Source organism: uncultured Aquitalea sp. (assembly GCF_945957525.1).
Lineage (GTDB): Bacteria > Pseudomonadota > Gammaproteobacteria > Burkholderiales > Chromobacteriaceae > Aquitalea.
The window spans coordinates 90,030-102,143 of sequence record NZ_CAMFLA010000010.1 but is presented as its reverse complement, the minus strand read 5'-3'; the positions used below and the strand labels follow the sequence as shown (position 1 = coordinate 102,143).

The following is a 12,114-nucleotide window of genomic DNA, read 5'->3' as shown; positions in this document are numbered from 1 at the left end:
CTTGAGACCAGTGCGTCATCGAGGACGCGTTTGTTTTTTTATTGCCATCTTCTGGTGGCGAGTATTCGATAATAGCTATTAAATGTTTGGATGTGAAAATTTTTTTGGCAAATAAAGCATGCATTTGGCTTTATAAGTACATACACATATTTGAAATGTGCCAGTGTGCAAGTCTTTCAATGTAAAGGGAAAAACATGAGCAATCCTTCTTTGGCATTTGTACGTGGTTTGGGCCGCATCTTGTCGAAATTCATTGCGGGCGTGGTACTGGCTTCCACACTCAGCGCTTGTGGCTACAACGCGATGCAAACACAGGACGAAGCGGCCAATGCCGCGTGGTCCGAAGTGGTGAACCAGTATCAACGGCGCGCCGATCTCATCCCCAATCTGGTGAATACAGTAAAGGGGTACGCCACGCATGAGAAGGAGGTGCTGACGCAGGTGACCGAAGCACGGGCACGGGTGGGCAGTATCCAGGTGGACCCGGCCATGGCCACCAACGAGGGGAAACTGAAAGAGTACGCGTCCGCCCAGCGCGATCTGGGTTCGGCGCTGTCCCGGCTGCTGGTGGTGTCGGAAAACTACCCGCAGCTGAAGGCCGATGGCGCGTTCCGCGACCTGCAAGCGCAACTGGAGGGCACCGAGAACCGCATTGCGCTGGCGCGCAATCGCTACATCACGGCGGTGCAGGCATACAACAGCACCGTGCGCACCTTCCCCAACAACCTGACTGCCCGCATGTTCGGCCTGGCACCGCGGCCGAACTTCACGGTGGAGAATGAGAAAGCCATTTCCACCGCGCCGACAGTCAATTTCGGCGGCGCGGCCTCGGCCGGGCAGTAAGCGATGACAGTCTTGCTGCGGGTAATGCTGCTGGCCTGCCTGGCTTTTTGCTGCCTGTTGGCGCGGGCGGAAACGGCGATTCCGCCTGCCAGCTCGCCGGTTGTGGATCTGGCCGGATTTCTACAGGACAGCGACCGCGCCGCGCTGGAGCGACAGCTGCTGGATTTCAGCCGTGAAAAAGGCAGCCAGGTGGCGGTGCTGATTGTGCCCGCCATCGCGCCTGAAACGCCGTTTGATTACGGCGCGCGGGTGATGGACAGCTGGAAGCTGGGGCGCAAAGGCGTGGACGACGGCGTGTTGCTGCTGATCGTGGCCGATGAGCACAAAACGCAGCTGTTGGTGGGGCGCGGGCTGGAGGGGGCGATTCCGGACGCGTACGCCAAGCGCATCTTGCAAGACACGCTCAAGCCACGGCTGAAGCAGAACGATCGGCTGGGCGGCATTCAGGCGGCGGTGATTCAGATAGAGGGGCTGATCAAGGGCGAAGCGCTGCCGGCGCCGTCGGCTTCGGCCAACCATGAACCGGACTACGGCTTCATGATCGTGGTTTGCGTTATTGCCGCCACGGTGGGCGGCGGTGTGCTCAACGGGCTGTTTGGCCGCGCTGTCGGCAGCTTCATTCTCGGTGCCGGGGTGGTGGCCGTTACGCTTTATCTGGGCGCGATGGTGGCTTTTTCGTTGGCGGCCGGCGTGTTGTCGGTGCTGCTTAGCCAGTTGATCGCCAGTACCGGCGGCATTAGTTGGGGCGGCGGAGGCGGCGGCTGGAGCGGCGGCGGGTCGGGTGGCGGCTCCGGCGGCAGCGGCTGGTCGGGCGGCGGCGGCGGTTTTGGCGGCGGCGGCGCATCGGGAGATTGGTAATGGCTATGTGGTCCAGAGCGTTGAAACACGCATTCACCAGCAGCGCTGAGGCGCGCCGCTGCTTTCCGGCCACAGAGCTGGCGCGGCTGGAGCGCCGTATTCAGGAGTCGGAGCAGGAGCATGCCGGGCAATTGCGTTTCGTCATCGAGTCCTCCTTGCACTGGCGCGATGCGCTGGCCGGCATGGGGGCGCGGGAGCGCGCACTGCAATGGTTTGGCCAGCTGCGGGTATGGGATACCGAGCACAATTGCGGTGTGCTGGTGTATTTGCTGTTGGCCGAAAGAAAGATAGAAATCGTGGCGGATCGCAGTATCGCCCGCCGGGTCCCGGCTGCGGCCTGGCAGGAGGTTTGCGATGTCATGGGACGCGCTTTCGTGGCCGAGAACCATGTGGCCGGGCTGGAGGAGGGGCTGTGGCGCTTGCACGCGCTGCTGGTGCGGTATGCGCCGCAGCATGGCGTGTTGCCGGGCGACGAATTGTCGAACACGGTTATCGTCCGTTAGCGCGCCTGCCCCGCCGTCTTGCGCGGCTGGCACGGGGTGTTGGGGCTCTGGTTATGCATCGTGGCGAATCCGCTGGCGGCCTGCCTTGCGCGCAAGGCGGCAAGGCCCGCTTGTCGGCGCTTTGCCACGCCAACTGGCACCGCCGCAATGCGCCGCTTGCGGGGCGGCGGGGAGTGGGGTTAATCTTCTTCCCGCCATCCGGCAAGATTTTTCTGAGGTGTTTCCCATGAACACGTTGGCAAGCTTGGACCGGGCGGCTGCCAACCTAGGTAGCCTGCCCCAAAGCTGGTTCACCGTTGATATCGTACTGGCGTACGACTTCCCCCGCGCCTGATCTCCCTTTGGCCGCCTTCGGCCAACGTCATTCCATTCGTTTTCATCCAGTATTGAATTGACACTGCCCGCACCCGGGCCGCTTGTCGCGCCCATTGCGCGCGCAGGCGGCTACCCGTCCGGGCAAGGAGAGCATCATGGCACGTCGCATTCCCGAACCGTTCCGCATCAAAATGGTTGAGCCCATCAAGCAGACCACCCCCGAATACCGTCGCGAAGCTCTGCAGGCTGCCGGCTGGAACCCCTTCCTGCTGCGTGGCGAAGATGTCTATATCGACCTCCTGACCGACAGCGGCACCGGCGCCATGTCCGACCGCCAATGGGCCGGACTGATGATGGGTGACGAGGCCTATGCGGGCAGCCGCAATTTCTACCACCTGGCCGACACGGTGCAGGCGTTGTTCGGCTATCGTCACACCATCCCGACTCACCAGGGGCGCGGCGCGGAACAGATACTGTTCCCCGAGTTGGTAAAGCGTTGCCGCGGCGACAAGCCGCTGTTTCTGTCCAACTACCATTTCGATACCACCAAGGCCCACGTGGAAATTGCCGGCGCCCGCGCCGTCAATGTGCTGACGCCCAAGGCGCTGGACACCGAGACGGCTTACGACTGGAAGGGCGATTTTGATCTGGAGGCGCTGGAAGCGGCGATTGGCCGGGAGGGCGCGCACAATGTGGCCGGCCTCATCGTCACGGTAACCTGCAACAGCGCCGGCGGTCAGCCGGTGTCCATGCCCAATATCCGCGCCGCCAGTCGCATCGCGCGGGAAAACGGTATTCCGGTGATCATCGATGCGGCAAGGTTTGCCGAAAACGCCTGGTTCATCCGCGAGCGCGATCCGGATTACGCCGGCAGCAGCATTGCCGAGATCGTCATGGAAATCTTCAGCTACGGCGACATGCTGACCATGTCGGCCAAGAAGGACGGTCTGGTGAATATCGGCGGTCTGTGCTGTTTCCGCGAGGATGAGGACCTGTTCCGCGCGGTGCAGGTGCGCTGCGTGCCGATGGAAGGTTTTGTCACCTATGGCGGCTTGGCCGGGCGCGATATGGAGGCGCTGGCCATCGGGCTGAAAGAAGGGCTGGACGCATCGTATCTGAGCTATCGCATCGGTCAGGTGGCTTATCTGGGCGAGCGTTTGCGCGAAGGCGGCGTGCCGATCCAGACGCCTACCGGTGGCCACGCGGTGTTTGTCGACGCCAAGCGCTTGCTTCCGCATATCCCGGCCGAACAGTTCCCGGCGCACGCGCTAGCCTGCGAGCTGTATCTGGAGGGGGGAATTCGCGGGGTGGAGATCGGTTCGTTGCTGCTTGGTCGCAATCCGCAAACCGGCGAGCAGGAGCCGTCGCCGCTGGAGCTATTGCGTCTTACCATCCCGCGCCGGGTATACACCAACGACCACATGGACTACATCGCCGATTGCCTGATCGACGTAAAACGTCGCGCCGGCGAGATCAAGGGTCTGACCTTTGATTACGAACCGCCCATCCTGCGCCATTTCACTGCGCGTTTGCGGCCGGTAGCCTGATGACGGGATAGCCGGCTGCTGGCGGCAATAAAAAACGGGGCAGCGCGGCTGCCCCGTTTTTTATGCCTGTACGGATGATCAGCGGATCAGCTCCACTTTCACTTCTGGATGCTCGGCCTTGAAGGCTTCCACCGGCTGCGCGTTTTGCAGGCGCAATTCACCGTCTACATACACTTGCGACTGGATCACGTAGCGACCGCCGGTCTTGACGGCCTGCTTGTCATAGCACAGCGAGAAAGCCAGCGGGAAACGGGCGGGTTTTTCCAGCGTCTGCTCGCCCAGCAGGCTGCTGACATCGCCGCTGGCGTCCAGCAGGCGCACCCGCACCGTGGTAGTGGCCGGCGGCAGCGGCAAAGCCTGTTGCAGCGATACCGTGCCATTGACGTAGCCAGGCTGGTAAGCATGCGAGGCGCAACCGGCAAGGCCGGTGATGGTTGCAATGCTCAATATCGCTGCCAGGCGACGCGGGCTCAATTCACCGGCTCCAGCTTGGGGCGGCCCAGCATCGCCACCGGGCCATCCCCCGGCTTCCACTCGCTTTGCACGCGCCACTGATTGGCTTTGTCCTCCAGTTGCACATACCAGTGGTTGGCCTTGGCCAGCCCCTTCGGCAAACTGCCGGTGTACTGATTGCCGGCGGACTTGTGCACCTCGGTAATAGCGTCGAAATCGTCCTGCGCCGGATGCACGATGCGCAGGGTGAGCGTATCGGGCAGCGGCTTGGTCGAGGTGGTGTTGATGGTGACGGTGCGGCCATCGGGGGCGAACATCACCTGTGCCGTGATGCCCAGATCGGCTGCGGCCTTGTCGCGTCGCAGCTCGGTATTGATGGCCTTGCCTTTGTTGTAGTAATCGTCCACCACCAAGCCGTCATCAGTCTTGATGGCGATATTGAGGAAGTAGATGCCGACGATCACCGCCGTCAGGGGGAGGCTGATCAGGATCCACGGCCAAGGCTCCTTGTACCACGGGCGGGGCGTGTGCTGGGCATGCTGCATGTCTTACTCTCCGATGAAGCTGGATTTTTCTTCTACGCGCAGGGGCGGGGTGGCTACGGTTTCCACGATGAAGTGGATTTCATGGCTGCCCTTGGTGGCGTACTGGGGATCGGCCTGCACCCGGACGCCGACGCTCTCCGTTTCCGTGGCCTTCACTTTGACCTGTCGGGTGTCGGCGGCAAGCTTGATGTCGGGCAGGCCTTCGACTGAGATTTTAAATTGCTGGTCGCGTTCCGTGGTATTGATGATTTTGATGGTGTAGCTGTTTTCCAGCCAGCCGGCATCCGTTTCCCGCACCAGGCTGGCGCGATCGCGGATGATGTCCACCTTGAAAGGCTTGCGCAGCGCCAGGGAGGTGGCGGCAGCCCCCAGCACCAGCATCAGCACCAGCATGTACATCACTACGCGTGGACGCTTGAGACGCTTCGGAATGTCTTTTTCCGGATACTTGCCTTCCATTGCGCCTTCTGTGGTGTAACGGATGAGTCCGCGCGGGTAGCCCACCTTGTCCATTACCTCGTCGCAGGCGTCGATACAGGCCGCACAGCCGATGCACTCGTATTGCAGACCATTGCGGATGTCGATGCCTACTGGACATACCTGCACGCAAATACCGCAGTTGACGCAGGAACCCAGCCCCATTTCCTTGAAGTCGGCGCCTTTTTTGCGCGCACCGCGCGGTTCGCCGCGCTTTTCGTCATAGGAGATGACCAGTGTGTCTTCGTCGAACATCACGCTCTGGAAACGGGCGTACGGGCACATGTATTTGCATACTTGCTCGCGCATGAAGCCAGCCAGCAGATAGGTGAAGCCGGCGTAGAAGAACATCCAGAAGCTTTCCCACGGACCGTAGTCAAAGGTGGGCATGGCCCGGACCAGATCGCGGATGGGGGTGAAATAGCCCACCAGCGAGAAACCGGTCCACAGCGAGAACAGGATCATCAGACCGTGACTGGTGAGCTTGAGGCGCGCCTTGCGCAGGCTCATCGGTTCTTTGTCGAGCTTGATCCGCTTGTTGCGGTCGCCTTCCACCCAATGCTCGATCCACAGCATGATTTCCGTATAGACCGTTTGTGGACAGGAATAGCCGCACCAGAGACGTCCGGCAATGGTAGTCCAGACAAACAGCCCGAATGCGCAGCTCATCAGAAGCGCGGCCAGATAGACGAAGTCTTGCGGCCAGATGGTGAGGCCAAAAATGAAGAATTTACGGCTGATGAGGTCGAAATGCACAGCCTGACGGCCTCCCCAGGTCAGCCAGGGCAGGCCAAGAAACACCAGTTGAGTGCCGAGCACGAAAAGAACGCGCCAGTTGTTGAACACCCCTTTGACACTGCGGGGGTAGATCTTTTTCTGCGCTTCGTAAAGAGAGACAGTCTCCTTGTCTTGCCCGTTCCTGTTGGGGTCGGGAGGAGTGTGCTCAACCTTTACGCTGATTTCTTTTAGTGAATCGGACATGGTTTGTTCCCTATGAAGAGGATTTCGTAAAGCTCACCCGGAAAATGAGCTTTACGCAAGCATCTCGCTGAGAATTTATTATATCAAAACATATACTGTATTGCGGAAAGAATACTGCCCGCACAAGGCGGGCAGTATGTCTAACAAGGCTTACTGAGCCTGGGTGTTGTTGGACAGACCCCAGACGTAGGAGGCCAGAACGTGCACCTTGCCGTCGCCGAGGAAGTCCTTCCATGCCGGCATCTGGTTGTTGCGACCATTGGTGATGGTCTCGATGATGGTCTTTTCAGTACCGCCATACAGCCAGATGTTGTCGGTCAGGTTGGGAGCGCCCAATTGCTGGTTGCCCTTGCCGTCCGGGCCGTGACAAGCCGAACACACGGTGGTGAAAGTCTCTTTGCCGCGAGCGGCGCGTTCGGCGTCATGCTTCTTGCCGGACAGGGACATCACGTAGTTGGCCACATCCTTGACCTTCTCTTCGCCAAAAGCGGCGCCCCAGGCCGGCATCTGGCCGTGACGGCCGCCAGCGATGGTGGTTTCGATGGTCTTGGGATCGCCGCCCCACAGCCAGTCGTTGTCGGTCAGGTTCGGGAAGCCCTTGGCGCCGCGAGCATCGGAGCCGTGGCACTGCACGCAGTAGGTCTGGAACAGGCGCTTGCCCATTTCCTTGGCTTGCGGGTCAGCGGCAACAGCCTTCAGATCCTGCTTCAGGTACTTGTCGTACAGCGGCTGGTACTTGGCTTCGGCTTGAGCGCGCTCTTCCTTGTACTGGCCCACGGAGGTCCAGCCGCGGATGCCTTGCCACTTGCCCAGGCCCGGGTACAGCACCAGATAGACAGCGCCAAACGCCAGGGTGATGAAGAACATCAGCATCCACCAGCGGGGCAGGGGATGGTTGTACTCTTCGAGGTTGTCGTCCCAGACATGACCGGTAGTGCCGACTTGTTCGCCCTTTTTGACCGTGGTCTTGGATTGGGTGAACAGCAGCAGGGCCAGGCCCACGATGCCTGCGATCACGATGGCCGTGATCCAGATGCTCCAGAAATCGCTTACGAAATCACTCATTGTTTTGCTCCGTGAGAGGCCGCGTCATGGTTGTCGGCCTCCTGCACCTTGTCGTCGTCGAGGAACGGCACATTGGCCGCCTCGTCGTACCGGTTTTTCGAGCGCTTGCTGTAGGCGATGAACAACACCAGCACAAAGAAGGTGAAGCACATCACGGTAAACAGGGAGCGCCCTACAGTTACCCAGTCCATGACTTAGCGAACGTTCTTCAGCGCCAGACCCAGACCCTGCAGATAGGCGATCAGGGCATCCATTTCCGACTTGCCTTCCGCCTGAGCCTTGGCCTCGGCGATGTCCTTGTCGGTGTACGGCACGCCTACAGTGCGCAGGGCTTCCATCTTCTTCGGCAGGATTTCAGCGTCTACCAGATTCTTGGAGAGCCACGGGAAGGCAGGCATGTTGGACTCGGGAACGACGTCGCGCGGATTGGTCAGGTGAACGCGGTGCCATTCATCGGAATAGCGGCCGCCCACGCGGGCCAGGTCCGGACCGGTACGCTTGGAGCCCCATTGGAACGGGTGGTCGTAAACCGATTCGCCGGCAACGGAGTAGTGACCGTAACGCTCGGTTTCAGCGCGGAACGGACGGATCATCTGCGAGTGGCAGTTGTAGCAGCCTTCTCGGATGTAGATGTCGCGACCGGCCAGTTGCAGGGCGGTGTACGGCTTGACGCCCGCTACCGGCTGGGTGGTCGACTTCTGGAAGGCCAGCGGCAGGATTTCCACCAGACCGGCGAAGCTGATCACGATCAGCGTGAACACGATCAGATAGCCAACGTGTTCTTCAATGAGTTTCTGGATCTTTTCCATGTTATCTACCTCTTTCCGCTCAAGCGTGAGCCGATGCGTTCACGGCCGGGATCTTGGCGTCAACCGGCTTGCCGCCAGCAACGGTGCGGAAGGTGTTGTAAGCCATCAGCAGCATGCCGGACAGGTACAGGAAGCCACCCAGGAAGCGTACGAAGTGGTACGGATAGGTAGCCTTGACCGCTTCAACGAAAGCGTAGGTCAGGGTGCCGTCCGGGTTCAGCGCGCGCCACATCAGGCCTTGGGTCACGCCGGAAATCCACAGTGCGGCGATATACAGAACCACGCCGACGGTAGCCAGCCAGAAGTGGGCTTCGATCAGCTTGGTGCTGTGCATGCTGTCGCGGCCGAACAGACGCGGGAGCAGATAGTACATGGAGCCGATGGTGATGAAGCCTACCCAACCCAGAGCGCCGGAGTGTACGTGACCGATGGTCCAGTCGGTGTAGTGCGACAGGGCGTTGACGGTTTTGATGGACATCATCGGGCCTTCGAAGGTGGACATACCGTAGAAGGACAGGGACACCACCAGGAACTTCAGCACCGGGTCGGTGCGCAGCTTATGCCAGGCGCCGGACAGGGTCATGATGCCGTTGATCATGCCGCCCCAGCTCGGAGCCAGCAGGATCAGGGAGAACACCATGCCGAGCGACTGGGTCCAGTCAGGCAGGGCGGTGTAGTGCAGGTGGTGAGGACCAGCCCACATGTAGGTGAAGATCAGGGCCCAGAAGTGCACGACGGACAGGCGGTAGGAGTACACCGGACGACCAGCCTGCTTCGGTACGAAGTAGTACATCATGCCCAGGAAGGCGGCGGTCAGGAAGAAGCCCACGGCGTTGTGGCCGTACCACCATTGCACCATGGCGTCCACTGCGCCGGCGTACACGGAGTAGGACTTGGTCAGGCTGACCGGGATGAAGGCGCTGTTCACGATGTGCAGCAGGGCCACGGCCAGGATGAAGGCGCCGTAGAACCAGTTGGCCACATAGATGTGCTTAACCTTGCGAATGGCGATGGTGCCGAAGAACACGATCGCATACACCACCCAGGTGATGGCGATCATCAGCTTGATCGGCCATTCCAGTTCGGCGTATTCCTTGCCGAAGGTGATGCCCAGCGGCAGGGTGATGGCGGCCAGCACGATGATCAGCTGCCACATCCAGAAGGTGAAAGCAGCCAGTTTGTCCGAGATGAGGCGGACGTTACAGGTGCGTTGAACCACGTAGTAAGACGTGGCGAACAGGCCAGAGCCGCCAAAGGCGAAGATCACGGCGTTGGTGTGCAGCGGGCGCAGGCGGCCAAAGTGAAACCAGGGCCCGAAATTGAGCTCTGGCCACACTAGCTGGGCCGCAATAATGACGCCCACCAGCATGCCTACAATGCCCCATACAACGGTCATGATGGCAAACTGGCGCACCACCTTATAGTTATAAGTGGATTGCGTTTCCATTAAGGTTTTCTCCAAGGTTGCTAACTCAGAACGTGACAAACCAGGGTGACTTGTTTTCCCAGCCAACCGCCCCAACCTGATCAATTGGCTGCAAGTCGTCGGGGATGGTCCCGGGTGAGACCGATGCGTTTGACCCGTGCTGCCCAGACCCCGCCCCATCGTGCCGGCCGGCTGGTTTGATGCACACGCAATTCCCCACAATTCAACAGGTCATTCTAAATCAATTGCCCAGTAGCGGCCAGTTGATCACTGAATGTCTGCGGGATTTTTTTGTCTGCCTTGACTGTCATTTCAAGCGCGCCGCGCCAGGGTTGGTGAACCTGATGCGGCTTAGTGCGAATTATATTGTCATGCTTGGCGAGTCCCTTGACTTGGATCAAACCGACAACGGCGCTTCCCTAGTCGGGTTGGAGTGATAAAATCTGAGGTTTACGCCATCTTCCGCAGGCCTACTTCCATGATCGCGCCAGTCCATTACAGCATCCGCCCCGTTTCCGTCGCCGCCCACCTGTTCGAGGTGGTGGTCGAAGTGGCTAAGCCGGCCAAGAAGGGGCAGGTGTTTTCGCTTCCAGCCTGGATTCCAGGCAGTTATCTGATTCGTGAATTCGCCCGCCACATCGGGGCGGTTTCCGCCCGTTCCGCAGAGGGCGAAGTGGGGGTGCGAAAGCTGGACAAGCACACCTGGCAGGCGGATTCCTGCAAGGGCCCGTTGCGTCTGAGCTATCAGGTTTATGCATACGATCTGTCTGTTCGCGGCGCTTATCTGGATGAGGATCGCGGCTTTTTCAATGCCAGTTCTGTATTTCTGGCGGCGGAGGGCTACGAATCCAGTGCTTGCAGCGTGGATATCCTGCCGCCCAAGGGCAAGCGCTTTGACGACTGGAAAGTCGCTACCAGCCTGCCCGTGGCGGAGGTGAAAAAGAGCGGCTTCGGGCGTTACCGCGCGGCGGATTACGACGAGCTGCTTGATCACCCGGTAGAGCTGGGCTGTTTCGAGCGCATCAGTTTCAAGGCTTGCGGCATCCCGCACGAATTCGTTGTCTCCGGCCGTTTCAAGGCTGACCTCAAGCGCCTGGCGCGCGACACCAAACGCATTTGCGAATACCAGATCAAGTTCTTCGGCAAACCTGCGCCTTTCGACCGTTACGTTTTCATGCTGTATGTGGGCAAGGATATTTATGGCGGGCTGGAGCACCGCGCCAGTACCGCGCTGGTGGCCAATCGGGATGATTTGCCGGCCGAGGGCGAGGAGGCCATCAGTGACGGTTATCTGAAGTTGCTGGGCCTGATCAGCCACGAGTATTTCCATAGCTGGAATGTAAAAAGCGTCAAGCCGGCCGCGTTCGCTCCCTACGACCTGCGCAGCGAAGGCTACACCCGCCTGCTGTGGGCCTTCGAGGGCATCACTTCTTACTATGATGATCTGACGCTGGTGCGCTGCGGACTCATCGATGCCCAACGCTATCTGGGCCTGCTGGCGCAGACGATTTCCGGCGTCCAGCGCGGCGCGGGTCGTCTCAAGCAGACGCTGGAGGAATCCAGCTTCGATGCCTGGATCAAGTACTACCGTCAGGACGAGAACAGCCCCAACAGCATCGTCAGTTATTACACCAAGGGTTCGCTGGCGGCGCTGGCGCTGGACCTGACCATCCGTCGGGAAAGTGACGGCAAGCGCTCGCTGGACGATGTGATGCGCGCGCTGTACGCCAAGTGGGCAAAAGATCGCCAAGGCTTGGCCGAGGACGAGTGGGAGCGCATCGCCGGGGAAGTGACCGGCCTGGATCTGCAAGCGTTTTTCGACAATGCGTTGCGCTCAACGCAGGATCTGCCTCTGGTTGAACTGTTGGCCCAGCAGCAAGTAAGCATGCAGTGGGATACGGCGGACTCTGCCGCCGACAGCGGCGGCACAGGCGTGCCGAAGGCCGGCAAAAAGCCGCGGCTGACACTGGGCGCAAAGACTGTGCCGGATGCGCTGGGTCTGCGTCTGGTCAATGTGCTGGATGGCGGCGCGGCGCAACATGCCGGTCTGTCGGGCGGCGATGTCGTCATTGCTTTCGATGGTCTGAGGGCTGTCGATCCCGACAAGGCGCTGGCCCGTTTCCGCGCTGGCGACAAGATTACCGTGCATGCTTTCCGCCGGGACGAACTGAAAACCTTCGAGCTGACGCTCAAGTCGGCCGAAGCCGACACCTGCCGCTTGAGCGTTGCCGAGGGCGGCGCGAAGTGGTTGGAAGACTGAATCACGGCCCGGCTCTCCGGGCGGGCCGCCGT

General features: G+C 60.2%; 12 protein-coding genes. 5 read left to right on the top strand and 7 right to left on the bottom strand.

The window, feature by feature from the left end:
* Window positions 1–195 precede the first annotated feature (195 nt).
* The 4 genes from Q0P52_RS11450 to Q0P52_RS11435 all read left to right on the top strand — a co-directional run bounded on the left by Q0P52_RS11450 (window position 196) and on the right by Q0P52_RS11435 (window position 4,066).
* Complete coding sequence (locus tag Q0P52_RS11450) at window positions 196–843, top strand: LemA family protein (protein WP_293762277.1); 648 nt, start codon at window positions 196–198, stop codon at window positions 841–843.
* 3 nt (window positions 844–846) lie between these two features.
* Complete coding sequence (locus Q0P52_RS11445) at window positions 847–1,701, top strand: TPM domain-containing protein (RefSeq protein WP_293762279.1); 855 nt, start codon at window positions 847–849, stop codon at window positions 1,699–1,701.
* Window positions 1,701–2,204, top strand: a complete 504-nt coding sequence (locus Q0P52_RS11440) for a TPM domain-containing protein (RefSeq protein WP_293762282.1) — start codon at window positions 1,701–1,703, stop codon at window positions 2,202–2,204. The genes Q0P52_RS11445 and Q0P52_RS11440 overlap by 1 nt, the downstream gene beginning before the upstream one ends.
* A 470-nt stretch (window positions 2,205–2,674) precedes the next feature.
* Window positions 2,675–4,066 carry a tryptophanase gene (locus Q0P52_RS11435; RefSeq protein WP_293762285.1) on the top strand — a complete coding sequence of 464 codons (1,392 nt, stop codon included), beginning with the start codon at window positions 2,675–2,677 and terminating at the stop codon, window positions 4,064–4,066.
* Window positions 4,067–4,144: 78 nt separating this feature from the next.
* Here the strand turns inward: Q0P52_RS11435 and Q0P52_RS11430 are convergent, their stop codons facing one another.
* From Q0P52_RS11430 to ccoN, 7 genes are all read right to left on the bottom strand, one after another.
* The gene (locus tag Q0P52_RS11430; protein WP_293762287.1) at window positions 4,145–4,513 is read right to left on the bottom strand and encodes a YbaY family lipoprotein; all 369 of its coding nucleotides are present in this window, start codon (window positions 4,511–4,513) and stop codon (window positions 4,145–4,147) included.
* Between the two features lie 23 nt (window positions 4,514–4,536).
* Window positions 4,537–5,064, bottom strand: a complete 528-nt coding sequence (locus Q0P52_RS11425; RefSeq protein ID WP_293762290.1) for a FixH family protein — start codon at window positions 5,062–5,064, stop codon at window positions 4,537–4,539.
* Between the two features lie 3 nt (window positions 5,065–5,067).
* On the bottom strand, window positions 5,068–6,522 hold the full coding sequence (gene ccoG / locus Q0P52_RS11420; protein ID WP_293762293.1) for a cytochrome c oxidase accessory protein CcoG: 1,455 nt from the start codon (window positions 6,520–6,522) through the stop codon (window positions 5,068–5,070).
* 150 nt (window positions 6,523–6,672) lie between these two features.
* Window positions 6,673–7,587 (bottom strand): cytochrome-c oxidase, cbb3-type subunit III, encoded by a 915-nt coding sequence (ccoP, locus tag Q0P52_RS11415; protein ID WP_293762296.1) that lies wholly within the window; start codon window positions 7,585–7,587, stop codon window positions 6,673–6,675.
* A complete protein-coding gene (locus Q0P52_RS11410) occupies window positions 7,584–7,778 on the bottom strand; it encodes a CcoQ/FixQ family Cbb3-type cytochrome c oxidase assembly chaperone (protein ID WP_293762299.1) in 195 nt (64 codons plus the stop codon). The genes ccoP and Q0P52_RS11410 overlap by 4 nt, the downstream gene beginning before the upstream one ends.
* 3 nt (window positions 7,779–7,781) lie before the next feature.
* A complete protein-coding gene (gene ccoO, locus Q0P52_RS11405; protein ID WP_293762302.1) occupies window positions 7,782–8,396 on the bottom strand; it encodes a cytochrome-c oxidase, cbb3-type subunit II in 615 nt (204 codons plus the stop codon).
* Between the two features lie 19 nt (window positions 8,397–8,415).
* Window positions 8,416–9,843 (bottom strand): cytochrome-c oxidase, cbb3-type subunit I, encoded by a 1,428-nt coding sequence (gene ccoN / locus Q0P52_RS11400; RefSeq protein WP_293762305.1) that lies wholly within the window; start codon window positions 9,841–9,843, stop codon window positions 8,416–8,418.
* Window positions 9,844–10,300: 457 nt separating this feature from the next.
* Between ccoN and Q0P52_RS11395 the strand changes: the two genes are divergently transcribed.
* Complete coding sequence (locus Q0P52_RS11395) at window positions 10,301–12,082, top strand: PDZ domain-containing protein (RefSeq protein WP_293762308.1); 1,782 nt, start codon at window positions 10,301–10,303, stop codon at window positions 12,080–12,082.
* The last annotated feature ends 32 nt before the right edge of the window (window positions 12,083–12,114 follow it).

Excerpts from the sequence above, each read along its gene's own strand:
- Q0P52_RS11450 (WP_293762277.1), top strand. The coding sequence starts at position 196 with ATGAGCAATCCTTCTTTGGCATTTGTACGTGGTTTGGGCCGCATCTTG.
- Q0P52_RS11445 (WP_293762279.1), top strand. The coding sequence starts at position 847 with ATGACAGTCTTGCTGCGGGTAATGCTGCTGGCCTGCCTGGCTTTTTGC.
- Q0P52_RS11440 (WP_293762282.1), top strand. The coding sequence starts at position 1,701 with ATGGCTATGTGGTCCAGAGCGTTGAAACACGCATTCACCAGCAGCGCT.
- Q0P52_RS11435 (WP_293762285.1), top strand. The coding sequence starts at position 2,675 with ATGGCACGTCGCATTCCCGAACCGTTCCGCATCAAAATGGTTGAGCCC.
- Q0P52_RS11425 (WP_293762290.1), bottom strand. The coding sequence starts at position 5,064 with ATGCAGCATGCCCAGCACACGCCCCGCCCGTGGTACAAGGAGCCTTGG.
- ccoG (WP_293762293.1), bottom strand. The coding sequence starts at position 6,522 with ATGTCCGATTCACTAAAAGAAATCAGCGTAAAGGTTGAGCACACTCCT.
- ccoP (WP_293762296.1), bottom strand. The coding sequence starts at position 7,587 with ATGAGTGATTTCGTAAGCGATTTCTGGAGCATCTGGATCACGGCCATC.
- Q0P52_RS11410 (WP_293762299.1), bottom strand. The coding sequence starts at position 7,778 with ATGGACTGGGTAACTGTAGGGCGCTCCCTGTTTACCGTGATGTGCTTC.
- ccoO (WP_293762302.1), bottom strand. The coding sequence starts at position 8,396 with ATGGAAAAGATCCAGAAACTCATTGAAGAACACGTTGGCTATCTGATC.
- ccoN (WP_293762305.1), bottom strand. The coding sequence starts at position 9,843 with ATGGAAACGCAATCCACTTATAACTATAAGGTGGTGCGCCAGTTTGCC.
- Q0P52_RS11395 (WP_293762308.1), top strand. The coding sequence starts at position 10,301 with ATGATCGCGCCAGTCCATTACAGCATCCGCCCCGTTTCCGTCGCCGCC.